Source organism: Streptomyces fuscichromogenes (assembly GCF_014645815.1).
GTDB classification, from domain to species: Bacteria; Actinomycetota; Actinomycetes; order Streptomycetales; family Streptomycetaceae; genus Streptomyces; species Streptomyces fuscichromogenes.
Genome location: NZ_BMML01000003.1, coordinates 199,695 through 218,514 on the forward strand (window position 1 = coordinate 199,695; position 18,820 = coordinate 218,514).

An 18,820-nucleotide genomic window follows, 5' to 3' on the forward strand; every position below is an offset into this window, starting at 1 on the left:
CCATGAGCCCCCTGCTCGCGGCCTATGTGTCCACCCCGGCCATCGTCCTGAACGGAACGGTCGACCCCGGCGCGGCCGGCGACCTCATGGCGCTCACGGTCGAGGAGACCACCGTCGGCCTGTCCTGGTGCGAGGCCACCTTCAGCAACTGGGGAGCCCGCGACGCGGTGCCCGGATACCGCTACCTCGGCGGCGACCCGATCGACCTCGGCACCCCGCTCGGCGTGTCCTTCGCGACCGACGGCACGGACACCCCGGTCTTCGACGGAAAGATCAGTGCCCTCCAGGCCGACTACCCCGCCGACCGCCCGGCGCGGGCACTGGTCTTCGCCGAGGACCGGCTCCAGGACCTCCGGCTCACCCGTCGTACCCGCAGCTTCGACGACGCCAGCACCGCCGACATCGCCGACCGGCTCGCCCGCGACCACGGTCTGACCGCGGACGTGGACCTGGACGGCCCGGTCCGCAAGGTCACCGCCCAGCTCAACCAGAGCGACCTCGCCTTCCTGCGCGGCCTCGTCCGCGGCGACGACGGCGAGATCCAGCTGGACGGCGACACCCTGCGCGTCCGGCGCCGCCCTGACCGGGACGGGGACACGCTGAGCCTCGACTACGGCGGCGACCTGCTGTCGTTCTCCGTCCGCGCGGACCTGGCGCACCAGGTCACGGAGCTCGCGGTGACCGGCTGGTCCGTCGCGGACAAGGCGGCCGTCCTGGAGACCGCGGACGACGCCGACCTGGCCGCCGAGCTGGCACCCGGCCAGCGCGGCGGCTCGGCGGCCCTGGCGGCCGCGTTCGCCGACCGCAGGGAACGGATCGTCCGCTCCACCCCGCTCGCCGGCGACGACGCACGGGCCCAGGCGAGGGCCGCCTACCTGGAGCGGGCCCGCCGCTTCGTGTCCGGCACCGGCCTCACCGCGGGCAACCCCGCCCTGCGCGTCGGTGTCCGGGTGCGCCTGACCGGCCTCGGCACCCTCTTCGACGGCGAGTACTACGTCTGCCGGGTCCGGCACGGCTACGACCTCGCACAGGGCTACCGCACCGAGTTCGACGTCGAGCGGCCCGGACTGGAGAGTGCCCGATGACCACCCCGCGCGCACAGTACTTCGGGATGTATCCCGCAGTCGTCTGCGACAACCAGGACCCCGAACGACAGGGCCGGGTGAAGGTACGGCTGCCCTGGTCGCCCGACTCCGGCGGTGACGAGTACGCCGTGTGGGCCCGCCTCGCGACCACGATGGCCGGCGCCGGCCGGGGCACCTGGTTCGTACCGGAGACCGGCGACGAGGTGCTGGTCGGCTTCGGTGGCGGCGACCCCGACTGGCCCTATGTGATCGGCGCGTTGTGGAACGGACAGGACGAGCCGCCGGAGTCGATGGACGACGGCAACAACCTCAGGTCGATCGTCTCCCGGACCGGGATCCGCATCACCCTCGACGACACCGAGGGCGCCGTCACCCTGTCGCTGAGCACCCCCGGCGGCCAGCAGCTGACCCTGGAGGACGGCGGCAGCACGATCCGGCTCGCTGACTCCGGCGGCAACTCGCTGGAGCTGGCACCGGCCGGCATCACCCTCACCGCCGCGAGCACGCTCTCCATCAAGGCCCAGGCCCTCCAGATCGACGCGGGTTCGGCCAAGTCGAGCCCGGCGATGTGGTCCCACGACGGAGCGCTCAAGTGCGACACGCTCATCGCCAACAACGTGGTGGGCAAGATCTACGCCGGCGGCCCCGGGAACCTCCAGTGAGCGCCGGACCCGAGCGGCTCCAGTGGACCGCCCCGGCACCGCTGTGGACCGCGGACACCGTCGGCACCGCGAGCCCGGCCTTCCTGCGCCCGCTGATCGCCGAACTGGACACCGACGCCTTCCTCGACGTGTTCCTGGCGATGACGGGCGGCACCGGCGGCCGGACCCCCGCGGACCTGGCCGGCCTGCCGCCCGCCCCGGACCCCGACGGAACCTACCCGCTGTACTGGCCGACGGCTCACCGGTACTACCTCGTCGCGGCGAGCCTCGTCTGCCGCCGGCCGGGGATCCCCGACCACGCCGTACCGCCCGGGTCAGGCGAACGGCCGTTCTTCGTCATCCGCCCGGCCGCCGCGGCCGGACCCGACGACGCGCTGCTGCCCGGCGAGCGGCAACTGCCGCTGCACGCCGCGCCGGTCGCCGCCTTCGCACCGCCCGCATCCACGGCGGCCACGCTCGGCATGGCCGCGGGCGGCCGGTCGACGCGCACGCTCTTCTACGGGTTCGTCCCGGTGTCCGACGGCGACCCCGACGTCCGCGACCCCACCCTCTACGTCATCCGCACCGTCCTCGCCCGCGACCCCTGTCCGCCGGTGCTCGGCGCACCGAGCCACTCCTTCGTCTTCGCCGGTCCGCTCCCGCCTCCCATCGGCCTGCGCACGGACCTCCTCCCAACGGGCCTCCCGAAAGGACCCACACCATGACAACGCCGGCAGCGCTCTACGGACAGGGCATCTCGTTCCCGCCCCGGGTCGGCCCCGACGGCGGCGTCGTCCGGTCCGCGGGCGAGACCAACGTCCGCGAGTCCGTCGTCACCATCCTGCGCACCCGCCCCGGCGAACGGGTCGAACGCCCCGACTTCGGCTGCGGCCTCGACCGGTACCTGTTCGAACCGAACACGGTGGCCACGCTCCGGCTGATCGTCGAGGACGTCCAGCGCGCGGTGACCCGCTGGGAGCCGCGCATCCGGCTGGAGGACGTCACCGCCGACGTCAACGCCACCGACCCGCGCGACGTGGACCTCACCCTCGTCTACACCCTGATCGCCACCGGGGACCGCGAACGACTGCGCATGACCCTCGGCGCGGAAGGCCAGGACCAGCCGTGACCCTGCCGATTCCGGTCCTCGACGACCGCTCCTTCGACCAGCTCGTCCAGGAGGCGCTGGCCCGCGTCCCGGTGCACACACCGGAGTGGTCCAACCTCAATGAGTCCGACCCCGGTGTCACCCTCCTCGAACTGTTCGCGTTCCTCACCGAGAACCTGCTCTACCGCAGCAACCGGATCCCCGAGGCCAACCGGCTCAAGTTCCTGAGCATGCTGGGCATCGCCCTGCAGCCGCCGAGCCCCGGCACCGGCCTGGTCACGGTCGGCAACGACAAGGGCCCCCTCGCCCCGCCGCTGCCGCTTCCGGCCGGCACCGAACTGCGGGCCGGACAGGTCCCGTTCACCACGAGCGCCCCGCTCGCCGTCCTGCCCGTGACCTCGGCGCTGTACTACAAGCAGCCGCAGACCGCCCTGGACGCCGCCACCCGCAGCCGCTACCAGCTCATCTACCAGACGTTTCTGGAGACCGACTCCGACGTCCTCACCTTCTACAAACCGGTGGCGCTCGACCCGCCGGCCACCGGTAAGCCGGATCCGGTCGTCGACCTCGGCGACCCGGTGAACGGCACCGTCGACCGCTCGCTCTGGGTCGCGCTGCTCGCGCCGAAGAACGCCGAACTCGACGCGGTACGGCGGGCGATCGCCGGCCAGACCCTGTCCATCGGCGTCTACCCGGCGACCCGGGTCTCCGGTCAGGTGCTGCCGCCGCAGCAGACCGGCACCCAGAACACCGACCCCGGGCTGGTGTTCGAGATCGCCGCACCGGAACCCGACCCGTCCGGCCCCGGCTTCGGGATCGGCCCGGCCCGCTACACCCGGCTGCCGGTGACCTACGCAGACCCGGTCCTGGACCGGCCCGGCCTGGTCCAGGTCACACTGCCGCCGTACGAACAACTGCTGCTGTGGGACTTCGACCCCGAGGAGGAGGGCACCGGCGACTTCCCGCCCCGGCTCGACGACGCGGCGGTCGCCGCCCGCCTGGTGACCTGGATCCGCCTGCGGTACGAGCCCACGGCGGCCGGCACCGGCACCGGCACGGGAGCCGGGTCGGACTGCGGTTGCGGATGCGGGGGTTCGGCCACCGGCACGTCCACCACCACGTCCACGACGACCTCGGCGGCACTGTCGGCCGCGACCGGCGGGCCCACCGGCCGGATCACCTGGGCCGGAGTCAACGCCACCCGCGCGGTGCAGTCCGTGACGGTCCCGGCCGAGCGCGTCGGCACCGGTACCGGCACCCCGTTCCAGACCTTCACCCTGGCCCGCACCCCGGTCCTGGGCGACGACGCGCCGGGCGGCCGCACCGTCGAGGTCCAGGACACCGACGGCACCTGGCACGCCTGGTCCGAGACCGACGACATCTACGCCGCGGGCCCCGACGACACCGTCTTCACCCTCGAACGCGCCACCGGCAAGCTCCTGTTCGGCAACGGCCTGTCCGGGCGACGCCCGCCGCGCGGGGCCGCGATCCGCGCCTCCTACTCCTTCGGCGGCGGCCTCCAGGGACAGGTCGCGATCGGCGGGATCAACCGCAGCGCCGCCCTGCCCGGCGGCTTCAGCCTCACCAACCCGGTGCCGACATGGGGCGCGGGCGACGGGGAGTCCACCGCCGACGGCGAAGGCGCCGTGACCCGCTGGCTGCGCCACCGCGACCGGCTCGTCACCGCCGACGACTTCCGCGACCTCACCCGGCGCACCCCGGGCGTCGACCTCGGCCGGGTCGAGGTACTGCCCCTGTTCAACCCCGACCGGCCCGGCGAACCGCAGGACTGGGCCGGGATGGTGACCGTCATGGTCGTTCCCCGCTCCGACCCGCTGCGGCCCACGGCCCCGCTGCCGGACCGGCAGTTCCTGAACGCGGTCTGCGGCTGGCTCGACCCGCGCCGCCTGGTCACCACCGAACTGCACGTGCGCGGACCGGAGTACCAGCCGATCCGGGTCTCCGTCGGGATCGTCGCCCTGCCCGGCCAGGTGCCCTCGCTCGTCGAACAGGCCGTCACCCGGGCCGTGGAGACCTACCTCTCCCCGCTGACCGGCGGACTTCCGGCCGCCGCCGACGACGGCCTGGTCGCGTCCGCCGCGGCGACCGGCACCGGCTGGCCCCTGGGCGTCGACGTCCGGCCGCAGGACATCGAGGCGATCGCCACCCGCGTCCCGGGGGTGCGCTACGTCGACTCCGTCCTGATCGCCATGACCGCCGCCGACGGAAGCGTGATCTCACCGGTGGACGCGGTGCCGATCAGCGGCCTGCGCCTGCCCGCCGCGACCGTGACCGTCGTCTCCGGGCCCGCGCCCGACCCGGCCGCCCTGACCGGCGGCAGCCAGCCCGCACCGCCGACCCAGGTGCCGGTCCCGGTCGTACCCGACACCTGCTGACCGGCGACCGCCGCACCGGGATCACCACGCCAAGGAGCTGTGAACGATGGATGTACAGGGTTCCCAGTACCACGTCGTCAACGGGATGGACGACTGGGGCCGTTGCACCGACGCGGCCTCGGGACGCACCCTCTCCGACGCGTGGTCCGACACCGCACCCGCCGCCGACGGCACCGCCTGGGAGTACGACGCGGACCTCGGTGTGCTCCGGCTGCGCCGGGACACACCGCTGTTCCGCCGGGCGAGCCGCACCCCGCTCCTCACCCCGGACAGCCGCCGGGGCTCCGGCCGGGACGCCTACGGCAACTGGTACTGGATCGACACCGACCGGCGTACCGTCCGCGGCCGTACCGGGTCCGCCCGGTCGGCCTCCACCTGGTGGTCCGTCGACGACCTCGCGGACAACTGCGCCTGCCGGAGCGCCGCACCGGGCACCTTCACGCACACGGGGGCCTGCCCGCCGGTGGACATCCTGCTCCAGGGGCTCGCGGTCACCACCCACCAGTACCTGCTCGTCGGCTACCGCGGCCGGCAGACGCCCTGCGAGGCCGGGCTGCTCGTGTTCGACCTGCGCGGCGGCGGCGCGCCCCTGCGGCTGGTATGGCCGGACGGCGACGCCTTCGACCCGTGGGACCTCGCCGACACCGCCGACGGCGGTGTCCTCGTCCTGGACGCCACGCACTCCGCGTACTGGCGGCTCGACGAGCACTTCCGGCTCCGCGGCCGACAGGCTCGACAGAGCACACCCGCAGTGCAGTTCGGGCCCGCCGACGGCACCCCGGCAACGATGCCGAGCGGTCCCGCCGTCCCCGAGCCCTGGCCGCTGGCCGACGCGGAGGGCAACCCCCTGCACGCCGTCGCCATCGAACCCGGGCCCGACGGCAGCGTGCTGGTGCTGGACGCCGGCCCCGGCCACTCCACGCTGTACCGCTTCGACGAGGGACAACTGCGCTGGACGACACCCCTCCAGGACGTCGTGGAGGCCGTCGACCCCCGGGACCCGACCAGCACCCCGACCCTCTACTCGCTGCTCGGCCACGACTTCTGCTACCTGGCGGGGCCGCCCGCGACGGGCCCGCTGCCGCCGCCCGTCCTGTACGTGGCCGACGCCGAGGGCGCCCAGGTGATCGCCTTCGACCTGGACCCCGACACCGGCGCGGTGCGGGCGCACGACGACTTCCTGCCGATGCGCCGGTGGGCCGGGCGGGCGCTGGTCCGCTCCGGCGCCGGCGCCTGGTACGACTTCGGGGAACGCTGGATCTCCCTGGAGGTGTTCACCGAGTGCCGGTTCGCCACCACGGCGACACTCGTGACCGCCGTCGACAGCGCCCGGACCGTCCCCGGGGACACCTTCGACAGCAGGCTGCCGGGGTGCGTATGGCACCGGCTCCTCCTCGACGCCCAGGTGCCGACCGGCACCGCGATGACCGTCCGGGCACGCGCCGACGACGACCCCGCCCTGCTGTCCCTGCGGCCATGGCTCGACCAGCCGGTCCCGTACCTGCGTTCCGGGGGACCCGAACTGCCCTGGACCGACGTCTGGGCCGACCGCCGGCAGCCCGACGGCACCCTGCCCGACGCCACCGGCACCTGGGAGCTGCTGTTCCAGGGGATCACCGGCCGGCACGTCCAACTGGAGATCACCCTCACCGGCACCGGCCGCTCCTCGCCGCTGCTGCGCTCGCTGCGCGCCTGGTACCCGCGGTTCTCCTACCCCGAGCACTACCTGCCCGAGGTCTACACGGGCACCCAGGGCCCCGACCGCTTCCTGGAGCGGTTCCTCGCCAACCCCGAGGGTCTCTACACCGCGATCGAGGAACGCATCGAGCACCTGCACCTGCTGCTCGACGCGCGCACCGCGCCGACCGCCGATCTGCCGTGGCTCGCGGCCTGGTTCGGGCTCGCCCTCGACCCGCTGTGGGACACCGGACGGCGTCGCTTCCTGATCCGGCACGTCGACACGTTCTACCGTCGGCGGGGCACCGTCCCCGGCCTCGTCGCGACACTGCGGGTGTTCCTCGACCCGGTCGTGGACGAACGGGTCTTCGACCCGGTGGGGGAGTGCGCCGGGGCGGCGGCCCCTTCGGCGATCCGGGTCGTGGAGCGGTTCCTGACCCGGGACGCCGCCCCGGCACCGGGCACCGCCGACGAGGACCCACGGACCCGGGTCCGCCGCTTCGCCCACCGGTTCGACGTGCTGGTGCCCGGTGACCTGTCGGCGGACGCCGCCGCCATGGTGACCCGCATCGTGGCCGCGGCGAAACCGGGCCACACCGCGTTCGAGGTCCGCCGTTTCCAGGATCTGTTCGTGATCGGCCGGGCCCGGCTCGGCATCGACACCCAGGTCGTGGCCGGCCCGAAGTTCACGCCGATCGTGACCGGCAGCGGCGTGCTCGCCGCCGGCCACCTCGGCTACGCCCACCCCTTCGACATCACCGACCGCGTCGTGAGCGACCGCGACCGGATCGGCGCCCTGCACGCCCTGTAGACGCCGCACGATGCCTTCTTGAGATCAGGAGAAGTCCGCGATGACCACCACGGAGCCCACCGCCGGGCCCTGCGTCTCCCTGTCCACGGGAACGCTCTGCCCCGACCAGCGGGTCAACTATTCGTACGGGATGGTGCTCGGCCTCGACGAGTTCCTCCAGGAACAGCTGTACCACCAGGAGAAGACCTACCGGCACCGCCGTCTGCTGCACGGGTACGGCACCAGTTACGGCTTGCAGGTGTCCATCGACCCGGGCCCCGGCGGCAGCCGGGACTACGTCATCGGCGTCAGCCGCGGTGCGGGCATCGACCAGTGGGGGCGGGAGTTCACCGTCCCCGAGCCGCAGTGCCTTCGGCTCCAGGACTGGTTGACGGCCCAGGAACAGGCGCAGCCGGGCATCATCCAGGAGCACAACGAAGGCTCCGGGGGCGCGACGATCTACGCCGTCGCGAGCTACGCCGAGTGCCTGGACAGTCTGGTGCCGCTGCCCGGCCAGCCGTGCGGCACCGGCGAGCAGACCCAGGTGCCGTCCCGGATCCGCGACTCCTGGACCATCGAGCTGCGCTGGGACCCCCCACCGATGCCGCGCTGGGACAGCGACCGACGGCTGGGACGCCTCCTCGCCTCGGTCTCGGTGGTCGAGCAGCAAGTGGGAAGTCTCCCGAACGAGACCGACCTGTTCGCCGCGGTCCGTGCCCTGGCCGACGACGCGCCCAACGGACCAGGGGACGTGGACCAGCTGCCCACGCAGCCCTTGGGCTACGAGATCGGCAGATGGCAGGCGGCGCGCGTCTGGGACGAGGTCTTCGCCATCTGGGTCAGCGAGGTCAGGCCCCGGCTCGAACCGGATCTGATCACCCCGTCGGAGACCTCGGATCCCGCGGTCCTCCTCGGGGCCATCGATATCTTCGGGATCAGCGCCGACGTCGGAACCATCTGGGGCATACAGGTCGAAGACGCGGGCCGGCCCAGCGTCCTGAACACCCAGCTGATCCAGGAACTGCCCCCGCCGCAGCGGACCGACAGGGAACCGGTCGAACTGGTGACGCTGGTGCCCTCCCCGCCCACGGCCAGTGCCTTCACCATCGATGCCTGGTTCCACCTGGACAACCCCGTCACCCTGACCGGACCGATCCAGGTCGTCACGGAGGCCGGCATCGCCTTGGCGTTCACGGCGACCGCGAAGCCGGTCGGTCCGGGGGAGTCCTCGACCTCCGCGAGCGTATGGACGCTGACTCCGCCGTCCGGGTTCAAGCCCACCGCCGGCCAGCAACTGAGTGCGCGGTTCGAGTCCGACGCGGTGCACGTCGCGGGCAGTTTGACGCTGAACCAGTGGCGTGACCGGTCGAGCCTCCGTTTCCTGAACACGGCCCAGTTCGGTGGAGCCGTCCTGGCCTACACGACGGCGAACGGGACGACGAGCACCCTGCTGCCCGAAGCCCCGCAGAGCGAGCGGACCGCGGCCGACCCGCAGACCCCGCCGGCCGCCACCCCCCTCACCTCCGCCCCCTTCGTGACCATCACCGACACCGGCGCGACGGCGGACCGGCTGGACTTCGAGCTGTGGTTCCACCCCGACCCCCGGGGCACCCGGCGCGACATGCTCGTCCAGACCCCGCAGGTCCGGGCGTACGACGAGACCACCGGCGATCCCCTGACGGTCACCGACCCGACCCAGGACCCACGCAACGGCAACGTCTGGCACGTGACGACGAGCGCCCCCGCCGGCAGTGGCCCGCTCCCGGCCCACCTGCGCTTCGTCTTCCCCGCCGAGGGCTTCACCCTCACCGGCGCCGACTCCGGCAGTACCGCGCTGGCGAGCTGGATCGACAGTGCGGCCGTCGAGTTCACCGGCTGGGACCGGGGCGAGGCGAGCATCGTGGTCTTCCACCGCGTCCCGGCCTCCGGCGGCGAGCAGCCGGATGCCGCCCCGACCACCCGCACCAGGACCACCCGGGCGAAGACCGCCGCGCCCAGGACGACCGGCGGGCGGGGACAGCAGCGATGAGCAGCCAGACGATCGGGTCGGACTTCACCGGCGGCGCGCTGCTGCCGAACTACGTCAACGGGCGGCTGCTCGCCGCCGAGGACCTGGCGACCGGCCAGGCGAGCCTGCTCGCCCGGGACAACCGCATCGGCCGGGCAGCCGGTGCCGGGGTCGTCCAGGGACTCTGGGTGACCTCGGGCGCCACCACCCTCACGGTGGCCGCGGGCACCGGCATCACCCCGTCCGGGCAGCCCGTCGTCGCCGCGCGGACGATCACACTGCCGCTGGCCCTGTCGGCCACCACCACCGTCGACACCGCGGTCTTCTCGCGTTGCTCGGGCGGCGGCACGAGCACCGGCGTCGCCACGGGAAGCTACCTGCTCACGGCCCGACCGGCCCAGCAGCGGCAGGGCCAGGTGCCACTGGCCGCGTCGCCGGACAGCACCCTGTCACCGGGGTGCGCGGCCCGCTGGACCGCGGACGGGGTGGAGGTCCGGGCGATCTCGCTGCCCGCCCTCACCACGGTCTTCGGGGTCGACACCACGACGGACAACCTGCGCAATCTGACAGCCCATTGGTGCTTCGGCGCCGAACAACTGGTCGAACTGCCCAGCTATCCCTTCACCTTCGACCCGGCGTACTCGGGATTCGACCGACTCGACCCGGCGGACCTCACCGAACTGGACCTGCCCCTGGCGGTCTTCCGCTGGGACGGCCAGCGCGTGGTCGACCTCGACAACTGGTCCGCCCGGCGCCGGATCACCACCCCCGATCCGGTCACCTCGGGCTGGTCGGCGACGGTGGCCGACCGGCGCGACGCCGACGGCCAGGCGCGCTTCCTGCAGTTCCAGGAGCAGGTCGACCTGATCACCGCCGGCGGTGAGGCCCGCTTCATGGAGGCCACGCAGCACTTCGGGCTGCTGCCCCCGGTCGGGTTCCTGCCCGCCGCCTTCCAGAACGGGACCATCGCCGCGAGCAAGGACGCCGCCTCGGCGGCGACGGCGGGCCGGAAGCTGTCGGCCGCCTTCACCGGGTCCCTGTTCGACCCGTGGACCTTCTTCGGCGGCGCGGCGAACTTCGGTGGTGTCGTCACCTGGTCGGTGGCCGACCTCGCGCTGCGTCAGTCCTGGCAACTGCCGCCGGAACTGACCTCGTTCAACTCCGACGAACGGGGAGTCCGGCTGACGTTCTACTGGGTCCGGGAGAACCTCGACGCCTCCGAGAGCATCCCGACCTACGTGGTGTTCATGACCGACCTGCCCTGGCAGCAGAGCTCCGGCGGGACGGTCACCAAGGCCGCCGGGACCGCGGACCCGCCGAAGGGCACCGGCACGTGAGCGACACCGTACGCATCGCCAGGATGCGCCTGCCCCGGCCGCGGCACGGCCCGCCCGACGCGTACGCCGCGGTCCGTGCGCTCGACCTCGCACCGACCGTGCCGGACCGGTCCGTACTGGTGATCCGGCGGCTGAGCGTGCCCGCCGCGCAGCCGGGTACGGTACGGGACCGGGTCGCGGCCCTGCGCGGGAGCGCGGCCCGGCCCGCGCTGGGCCCGACGCCGCCCGACTGCACGGCGGTGATGTTCAGCGACGAGGTCGAGGCGATGACCTGCCTGACGACCGATCTGCTCGCGGGCCGCGCCGCGGACCGCTGGTACTGGCCCGCCGAGATCCGCAGGGGTGTGCATTCCACCGGCACCGGCACGGCGTTGGCCCGGATCTGGCTGGACCGGCCGGCCTGGGTACCCGCGACGCTGGCCCAACTGGCGCGGCGTTCCCCGGGTTTCCCGGGCGCACGGCAGGGGGACGCGGTACGCGCGACAGCCCTGTTGTCGGACGCCGAGGCCAGGGCCGTGATCGGCGCGGTCCTGGCGGCATTCCATGCGACGGGGGAGTCAACTGGGCTGACGGGGCTGCGAATCGGGGCCTCGGCTGAGCCGGACGGCGTCGATGCCGGCGCGGGGGCGGTGCCGGTCGGGGCTGGGGCAAGGGCAAAGGCAAGGGCAGGAGCTGGGGCTGGGGCGGTGTCGGCCGGGGCTGTGACCGCGGCGGATCGGCTGTCCGCCCGGGCACCGGATCGGCCGCTCGCCGTGGCCTCGTACGGGCCGGAGACAACCGGCGCCGCGCTCCGGCCTGCCGGGCGGGCGCTGCTGGCCCTCGCACTGACCCTCGCGGCCAGGCCCTGGGCCGCCCGCGACGGCCGCCTCGCCGGAGAGATCGACGACCTGCTGCGGCCCGCGGCCCCGGCGCCCCCGCACCCTGCCGGACCGCAGGCGTATGCCACGCCGGACCGGATCGCGGACCGCTCGACGAGTCCCGGTGACCGTCAACCGGTGGACACCTGCGTCGACTTCGGGGCCGCCGAGTCCGCTCGTCCGGCGAGTGTCCGGCCGCCGGCGGCAGGCCGCCCGGAACCGGCCGGCAGGCCTCCCACGACCGGCATCGCGCCGCGACCGTGGGAGGCGCCCACCGATGACCTCTCGGACTCGTGCCCGCCCGGTACCCCCCAGCCATCCGATGCGACCGCAATGCCGACCGCCGGCCTCCAACGCGCGGAAGCCCGAACGAGGGGCGGGAGCCGAGCCGTCGGGACGGCCGCCCGTGCGGGCACCGTCATCGAGACCCGCTTCGCCACCCTCTTCTACGCGGTCAACCTCATGACCTGGCTGGACCTGCCACGCATCGACGTCGACGCCGACGAGCCGGGCTCGGGGCCCGTGTCCGGCTGGGCGACTCTGGAGGCGCTGGGCGCCTGGCTGTTGCCCGACGCGTCCGCCACCGGACCCGGGACCGGGGACCGGGACCCGATCTGGCGGACCCTGGCCGAACTCGACGGCCGGGACCCGTCCACTCCCGCGTCGCTGCGGCTCGACCGGCTCACCGACCGGCTGCGGGACCTCCTGGACCGCCGCCGGCTCACCCCCGAGGTGTTCGCGCGGCCCGGGACCGTCGTGATCGGCCGGACCCACGTCGACGTGCTCCTCGGCCTGCACCAGATCGACCTCGCCGCCCGGTCCAGCGGCCTGGACCAGGATCCGGGCTGGGTCCCGGCCCTCGGCCGGATCATCGCCTTCCACTACGACGGCTTCGACCACGACGGCTTGGACCACGACGTTTTGGATCACGACGGCTTGGTCCGCGACGGCTTGGTCCACGACAGCTTCGACGGCGGGAACTGAGATGCCGACCATCGCTCCGACGACCGACCTCACCGGCCGCGATCTGCTCGACCGGATCCTCCGCAGGCTCGCCGAGGCGCCGCACACGGCGTCCGACCCCCTGGCGAACCCGCCCTGGCTCGACGAGTACCGAGCCGCCGCGCACGCCGACGCCCCCACGGCACAGCACGTACGACAGCCGCCGTCACCGCACCGGCTCGACGCCCCCGACAGGCTGCTCCTCATGGCGGCCGGCCTGATCGAGGAGGACGTCCGGTTCGGCGCGCTCTTCGCGCATCTCCAGGACCCCCTCCCGTCCCGCCGGCCCTGCGTCGGCCTGCTCAGCTGGCTGCTCGCGGACGACTCCCGGCCCGCGACCGAGCTCACCGGCCGGGTGCAGAACCTCGTACGCCGAGGGCTGCTGGAGGTCGACAACCCGGCCGACCCGCGCTCGGAGTGGGTGGTGCAGGTTCCGGTGCCGGTGTGGGATCTGCTGCGGACCGGCCGGATCGGCCCCGAGACGCTGCCCCCCGGGCTGACCCTCCGGCCGCGGTCGGGGTTCCCGCCGCCGGAGGCGGTCGTGCTCTCGGCGGCCGCGGCCGCCCTGGTCCCGACGCTGCCCGCGCTGCTGCGGGACGGTTCCGTCTCCGCCCTCGTCGTCCGCGGAATGGCGGGCTCCGGCCGGACCACCCTGCTCGGCTCGCTGGCCGCCGCGCTGGACCGGGATCTGCTGGTGTACGAGGGACGGCCGGGCGACGACGCCTGGCGGCTGTTCGGCGCCCTCGCCTCGGTCGCGGACGTGCTCCCCGTCGTCCGGTGCGCACCCGGGCCGGGCGAGACCCTGGCGCTGCCCCGGCCGCCCGGCGTCGACCAGCCGTTCGGCGTCGTGATCGGCCGCACCGGCGGCGTGACCGGCGAGGCCCTGGACCCGGCGCTGACCGTGACCCTCGGCCCATGCGGCCCGGCGGACCGCCGCCGACTCTGGAACGCCCTGGGCGTGACGGGTGCCGCGACCGACCTCGACACCATCGTGGACCGGTTCCTGCTGACCCCGGGCAGCATCCACCGGGCGGCTCCGCTGGCCGTCGCTGGAGCGCGCACCGCAGGCCGTACGGCGGTCACGCCGGCCGACGTCGCCGCCGCGACCCGCACGCTCGACCGGCAGAGCCTGGAGGTGCTGGCCCGTCCCCTGGACCCGTTGCCGGCCGGTGACCCGCCGGTGCTCACCCCGGCTGCCGCGGCGGAACTGCGCACCCTGGTCATGCGGTGCCGCCACCGCGAACGCCTGACGACCACCGCCGGGGGCGGGCGCGGCGGTCCGAACCGCGGCGTACGCGCCCTGTTCGGGGGGCCGAGCGGCACCGGCAAGACCCTGGCCGCGCGGCACCTCGCCGCGACGCTCGGCCTCGACGTGTTCCGGGTGGACCTCGCGGCGGTCGTCAACAAGTACATCGGCGAGACCGAACGCAACCTCGACCAACTCCTGGGCCGGGCCGAGGAACTGGACGTCCTGCTGCTGCTCGACGAGGGCGACGCCCTGATGACCCGGCGTACCGACGTCGCGAGCGCCAACGACCGGTACGCGAACCTGGAGACCAACTTCCTGCTGCAACGGCTGGAGACCTTCGAGGGCATCGTCGTGGTCACCACGAACGCCGGCAACCGCATCGATCCGGCCTTCCTGCGCCGGATGGACGTGACCGTCGACTTCGTGCCGCCCGACGCCGGACTGCGCAGCCGGCTGTGGTCCGCTCACCTGCCCGGCGAGCACCGGGTCAGCCCCGCGGTGCTGGCCGACACCGCCCGCCGGTGCGACCTGACCGGCGGTCAGATCCGCAATGCCGCGCTGCACGCGGTCCTCCGTGGCCTGGAGAACGGCACGCCCGTCGGCGACGAGGACCTCATCGAGGCGGTACGGCGGGAGTACCGCCGCACCGGGGCCTCCTGCCCGCTGCCGAACCACGTCCCGGTCCGCGCATGAGCACACCACCGGGCGTGCCCGTGCTCCCGCTCGTGAGCTGCATCATGCCGACGCACAACCGGCGGCGGTTCGTACCGCGTGCGATCGCCTACTTCCTGCGCCAGGACCACCCCCGCAAAGAACTCGTGATCGTCGACGACGGAACGGACCCCGTCGAGGACCTGGTGCCGGAGCTGCCGACCGTCCGCTACCACCGGCTCACCCGGCGCGTCACGCTCGGCGCCGCGCGCAACCTCGCCTGCGAGGCGGCCGCCGGCAGCGTCATCGCGCACTGGGACGACGACGACTGGCAGGCCCCCGACCGCCTGAGCAGGCAGGTCCGGCAGCTGACCGCGGGACGGGCCGAACTGTGCGGCATGACCAGCCTGCTCTACTACGACCCCGCGGCCGACCGGGCCTGGCGCTTCACCTGGCCGTCCCGGCTGCCCCGCCGGCTCGCGGGCCAGAGCCTGTGCTTCCGTCGCGACCTCTGGGTCCGCTCCCCCTTCCCGGACCAGGCCGTCGCCGAGGACTCGGCGTTCGTCCACCGCCTGATCAACCGGACCCCCACCCTGACCACACCCGGCGACGCCCTCGTGGCCCTGGTGCACCCGGCCAACACGGTCGCGAAGTCGAGCCGCAACGTCCATGCCTCGCCCGCGTCGACGCAGGAGGTCCGGGCGCTGCTCGGTCCGGACCTCGATCTCTACCGCTCCCCGCGGACCTGAGCGGCCCGGTCTCGCCCCCTACTTGACGTACTCGGCTTCCAGTTCCGCGATCCTCCGGACGATCTCGTCGTACGCCCGCGCCTCGCGGGCCCGGGCGCCGTCGACGTCGGCCGCGCTGTACCCGAACCTCTCCGCCTTCGCGTACGGGATGTCCGCCCAGCTCTTGTTGGACTTCAGGCTGCTGCCGTTGGCGTCCGCCCGCATGCGCACGAGGTTGTCCGGCAGGTCGCCGAGAGCGGCCAGCTCGGTCCTGAGCACTGCCTGCACCTCGGCGGGTGCCTGCGCGTAGAACGCCAGCAGCCTGCGGAGCTGCGGCAGCCTGGTGATGCGGTCCAGCGACACGAGGTGATCCGTGGCGAGCTTCGGCTTGGTGACCTGAGCGTTCCACGCGGCGGGGGACATCACCTGGTCGACCTGGACCCGGCCGGCGGCGACGTAGTTCGGGCCGTTGCTCCGCATGAGGTCGTTCAGGCTCCTGCTCGCCTGACCGAGCGCTTTCTGCGCGGCGTCCCGCTCCTCGGCGGCGGCCGGCAACTGCCTGTCCGTCACCGCGGTGGCCGCGCCCCCGGCGTCCTGGGCCTCGTGCTGCAGGGCGTAGTTGCGGCCCAGCCAGTCCAGGTACGCCGTCTCCTCGGCCGTTCGCCCGGCCTCCCGGCGCAGTTCTCCGACGGCCTCCACCCTGTCGTCGTAACTCGGCAACCGGCTGATCCGATCGAGCCGGGCCCGCAGCGAAGCGGGCTTCGCGGGTCGCTCTCCCGCCTGCTTCAGCAGCCGCTCCTGGGCACTGCGCTGCTCCGCCCGGTGCGACGAGACCGCCGCCTCGGCGGCCGCGACCGCCTGCTGCTTGCCCTCCAGCCTCTCGGCGGCCCGCTGCCGGCCCGCCGCGTCGAACCCGGCCGCGGGCCCGGGCCCCTTCGGAGCGGCCGCCGAGGCGGTCGGGGCGACTTCGGCCGGGACCTGGGTCGGGACCTGAGCCGGGACTTGTGCCGGGACCTGAGCCGGGACTTGTGCGGGGGCGGTCCGCACGGCCGGCCCGCTGGCAGGCGGCACGGGCGACGGTATTTCCGCCGCCGGCCGCAACGGTTCGGTGACACCGGCTCGCGGGGGACCTCCGGCAGCCGGTCCCTGGGTCACCGGCTCCGCCGTGGACACGCCGAGCATCCCGGCGGCCAGGACCTTTTGGACGGCCCCGCGGAAGCCGGTCGCTCCTTGCGGGCGGGGCGCCGGGATCTCGGTGGTGAGAGACTCCTCGACCGGTGCCTCGGGCAGACCGGCGGGTACGGATCCCGTCCGCGGGCGAGGGCCCGCTCCGGCCATTCCCACCAGGAAGGCCATGTACAGGTGGAGAGTCTCCCGCACGTCCGCCAGATACAGGGCCTTGGCGTTCACCTGGTCGAAGGTCACCGGCCGGCCGTGTCGCAGGGGCGATCCGAGCCAGGCGCGCACCTGCGGCTGGATGGACAGCATCACTTTGCACAGGTCCCACTCGTTGAGGGCGGCCTCGTACTCGGGCCCCAGAGCGGATCGAACCCCCAGATCCCGGACCTTGTACAGTCCGTCGACGTACTTCCGCACGTCGGCGCTCCGCAACCTTTCCCGGATCACGGCGTCGCGCGCGGCGGCCCGGTTGTGCCGGTTGGACCAGTACCGGCTCCAGAGCAGGAACATCTCCTGATCAGTGAGCATGTTCTCGGGATTCTGCGGATCCCGGGGGTCGCCGTGCGCGGTGTGGCTCTGCGCGGAAGCCGCCTGCCGGTGGACGACCCCTGCCTCCCCGGTCCCCGCGAGCGCCGTCCCGGGCGCGGCCCCCGCGCCGACGGCGTCGGCGGCCCGTTCGGCGGTATCACCGGGGGAGCTGAGCCTGGTCGGCGCCGTGGGCATGCGGCCGCCCTGTTGGACGACATGACTCACCTCGTGCCGGAGCAGCCGGAATCCCGCCGTCGTGTCCGGCGCGTAGCGGCCCGTGGCGAAGGCGATGTGGTTCCCCACCGTCCACGCGCTCGCGTCGATGGATCGGGCGGACTCCGCCGCCTCGGCGTCCGTGTGCACACGGACGTGACCCAGACCGCGGTCGAAGACCGCCTCCAACCGAGCCCGGACCGCCGTACCGAGCGGCTCTCCCGCCCGCCGGTCGACGACGTCCGCGACGGCCTCCAGCCCGTCCGTACGACCGCGCCGCGCATCGCCCGCGCCACCGGACTCGGCCCACAGCGGGACCGTCCGCCCGGCTCCGCCCGCCCGCGGCGCGGCGCGCAGCCTGCTCCTGACCTCGGCCGGGCCGCAGGCCTTCGCCGACCCGGGCTCGGGTGCATGCTCACTGCCCACGTCCGCCTCCGTCGAGTCGTGTCGAGCCGCTTCGCCTCAGGTGCCGCCGATCCGACTCAGCCTGCCCGTCCGCCCGTCACCATCCCGTCACGGCACCTCTGTTCCGCGCGCTCACCGACGGGGCGTCAATCCTGACCGCATTCGAGCCCTCACCGCCGCACAGCACGAGGAGCATGATGAACAGATCAGGCAAGCGACGCGGCGGCCTCATCGGGGTGCCGCTGTCCGCGGTCGTCGGCGGTGCCGTCCAGCCGGCGGTCGCCGCGCCGGTGCGGGACGCGGGGGACCGGGCCACGCCGTTCCGGAAGTCTCCCGTGCGGTCGACCGAACGGGAGATCGCCCGGACGCTGTCCGCCTCGCTGCGTGACCCGCGGTGGCGCGAGCAGGTCCGTACGGCCGTGCTCGGCACCGAGGACGTGGACCTCCAGGCGCTGACGGGCAGGACCGCCGCTCCGGCGGGCGGGAAACCGCTCGCCTCCGTCTCTGCCGCGGACCGCCGCCTCGCGGGGCTGAAGGGCCTGCCCGCGTCGACCGGGTCGCCGCTGCGGGTCCGGCTGGGCTCGCCGTCCACGCGGCCGCACCTGGACGCCGGAGTCACTCCCCGGATCGCCGTCGCCGCGGCCGACGACCACGCCAAGGACATCACGGCGTACGACAGCCAGGGCCACGCCCATGCCGTCGACGCCGCGCGCGTCCCCGACCGCCCGCTGTACATCCTGGACATCGACGTCACCAAAGCCCACCGGGTCGGCCTGAAGGTGCTGCAGAAGGCCTTCGCGGACAAGGCACCGGCCTCCCGGCCGCCGTACGTCGACGAACGCGCCGGTCCGCGTCGCGAGCGGCGCCGTTCGGACGTCCGGCCCGGTCAGGCGCCCCCTTTCGGCGACCGGAGGGAGCCGGGCCGCCCCGCCGAGCAGGACACCCGGAGGCGGAGGGCGTGAGGTG

The 18,820-nt window shown here is 73.8% G+C and carries 13 protein-coding genes; 12 read left to right on the top strand and 1 reads right to left on the bottom strand.

The features are described from left to right. Nucleotides 1-2: 2 nt before the first annotated feature. From IEZ11_RS07965 to IEZ11_RS08015, 11 genes are read left to right on the top strand one after another with little or no spacing between them, the layout of a single operon-like run. Nucleotides 3-1,085, top strand: a complete 1,083-nt coding sequence (locus IEZ11_RS07965) for a phage late control D family protein (RefSeq protein ID WP_189261905.1) — start codon at nucleotides 3-5, stop codon at nucleotides 1,083-1,085. Beyond that, on the top strand, nucleotides 1,082-1,747 hold the full coding sequence (locus tag IEZ11_RS07970; protein WP_189261906.1) for a phage baseplate assembly protein V: 666 nt from the start codon (nucleotides 1,082-1,084) through the stop codon (nucleotides 1,745-1,747). The genes IEZ11_RS07965 and IEZ11_RS07970 overlap by 4 nt, the downstream gene beginning before the upstream one ends. Continuing rightward, nucleotides 1,744-2,451: a hypothetical protein gene (locus IEZ11_RS07975; protein ID WP_189261907.1), complete on the top strand. Its 708-nt coding sequence runs from the start codon at nucleotides 1,744-1,746 to the stop codon at nucleotides 2,449-2,451. Before IEZ11_RS07970 ends, IEZ11_RS07975 begins: the two co-directional genes overlap by 4 nt. Then, the gene (locus tag IEZ11_RS07980; protein ID WP_189261908.1) at nucleotides 2,448-2,855 is read left to right on the top strand and encodes a GPW/gp25 family protein; all 408 of its coding nucleotides are present in this window, start codon (nucleotides 2,448-2,450) and stop codon (nucleotides 2,853-2,855) included. Before IEZ11_RS07975 ends, IEZ11_RS07980 begins: the two co-directional genes overlap by 4 nt. Then, a complete protein-coding gene (locus IEZ11_RS07985) occupies nucleotides 2,852-5,230 on the top strand; it encodes a putative baseplate assembly protein (RefSeq protein ID WP_189261909.1) in 2,379 nt (792 codons plus the stop codon). Before IEZ11_RS07980 ends, IEZ11_RS07985 begins: the two co-directional genes overlap by 4 nt. Nucleotides 5,231-5,276: 46 nt before the next feature. Beyond that, the gene (locus tag IEZ11_RS07990; protein ID WP_189261910.1) at nucleotides 5,277-7,718 is read left to right on the top strand and encodes a phage tail protein; all 2,442 of its coding nucleotides are present in this window, start codon (nucleotides 5,277-5,279) and stop codon (nucleotides 7,716-7,718) included. A gap of 40 nt (nucleotides 7,719-7,758) precedes the next feature. Next, nucleotides 7,759-9,726 (top strand): hypothetical protein, encoded by a 1,968-nt coding sequence (locus tag IEZ11_RS07995; RefSeq protein WP_189261911.1) that lies wholly within the window; start codon nucleotides 7,759-7,761, stop codon nucleotides 9,724-9,726. Then, nucleotides 9,723-11,042, top strand: a complete 1,320-nt coding sequence (locus tag IEZ11_RS08000; RefSeq protein WP_189261912.1) for a hypothetical protein — start codon at nucleotides 9,723-9,725, stop codon at nucleotides 11,040-11,042. The genes IEZ11_RS07995 and IEZ11_RS08000 overlap by 4 nt, the downstream gene beginning before the upstream one ends. Then, nucleotides 11,039-12,883 (top strand): hypothetical protein, encoded by a 1,845-nt coding sequence (locus tag IEZ11_RS08005; protein ID WP_189261913.1) that lies wholly within the window; start codon nucleotides 11,039-11,041, stop codon nucleotides 12,881-12,883. The genes IEZ11_RS08000 and IEZ11_RS08005 overlap by 4 nt, the downstream gene beginning before the upstream one ends. Nucleotide 12,884: 1 nt before the next feature. Further along, complete coding sequence (locus tag IEZ11_RS08010) at nucleotides 12,885-14,843, top strand: ATP-binding protein (RefSeq protein WP_189261914.1); 1,959 nt, start codon at nucleotides 12,885-12,887, stop codon at nucleotides 14,841-14,843. Further along, the gene (locus IEZ11_RS08015) at nucleotides 14,840-15,550 is read left to right on the top strand and encodes a glycosyltransferase family 2 protein (protein ID WP_189261915.1); all 711 of its coding nucleotides are present in this window, start codon (nucleotides 14,840-14,842) and stop codon (nucleotides 15,548-15,550) included. Before IEZ11_RS08010 ends, IEZ11_RS08015 begins: the two co-directional genes overlap by 4 nt. Before the next feature lie 18 nt (nucleotides 15,551-15,568). On the opposite strand, the gene IEZ11_RS08020 is transcribed toward IEZ11_RS08015, so the two are convergent. Continuing rightward, a complete protein-coding gene (locus IEZ11_RS08020) occupies nucleotides 15,569-17,875 on the bottom strand; it encodes an eCIS core domain-containing protein (RefSeq protein ID WP_189261916.1) in 2,307 nt (768 codons plus the stop codon). Between the two features lie 176 nt (nucleotides 17,876-18,051). On the opposite strand from IEZ11_RS08020, the gene IEZ11_RS08025 reads away from it, so the two are divergent. Further along, nucleotides 18,052-18,816 carry a DUF3103 family protein gene (locus IEZ11_RS08025; RefSeq protein ID WP_189261917.1) on the top strand — a complete coding sequence of 255 codons (765 nt, stop codon included), beginning with the start codon at nucleotides 18,052-18,054 and terminating at the stop codon, nucleotides 18,814-18,816. Nucleotides 18,817-18,820: the final 4 nt, after the last annotated feature.

Bases quoted from the DNA above. Each gene is read 5' to 3' on its own strand.
- IEZ11_RS07965 (WP_189261905.1), top strand. From the start codon at position 3: ATGAGCCCCCTGCTCGCGGCCTATGTGTCCACCCCGGCCATCGTCCTG.
- IEZ11_RS07970 (WP_189261906.1), top strand. From the start codon at position 1,082: ATGACCACCCCGCGCGCACAGTACTTCGGGATGTATCCCGCAGTCGTC.
- IEZ11_RS07980 (WP_189261908.1), top strand. From the start codon at position 2,448: ATGACAACGCCGGCAGCGCTCTACGGACAGGGCATCTCGTTCCCGCCC.
- IEZ11_RS07990 (WP_189261910.1), top strand. From the start codon at position 5,277: ATGGATGTACAGGGTTCCCAGTACCACGTCGTCAACGGGATGGACGAC.
- IEZ11_RS07995 (WP_189261911.1), top strand. From the start codon at position 7,759: ATGACCACCACGGAGCCCACCGCCGGGCCCTGCGTCTCCCTGTCCACG.
- IEZ11_RS08000 (WP_189261912.1), top strand. From the start codon at position 9,723: ATGAGCAGCCAGACGATCGGGTCGGACTTCACCGGCGGCGCGCTGCTG.
- IEZ11_RS08010 (WP_189261914.1), top strand. From the start codon at position 12,885: ATGCCGACCATCGCTCCGACGACCGACCTCACCGGCCGCGATCTGCTC.
- IEZ11_RS08015 (WP_189261915.1), top strand. From the start codon at position 14,840: ATGAGCACACCACCGGGCGTGCCCGTGCTCCCGCTCGTGAGCTGCATC.
- IEZ11_RS08025 (WP_189261917.1), top strand. From the start codon at position 18,052: ATGAACAGATCAGGCAAGCGACGCGGCGGCCTCATCGGGGTGCCGCTG.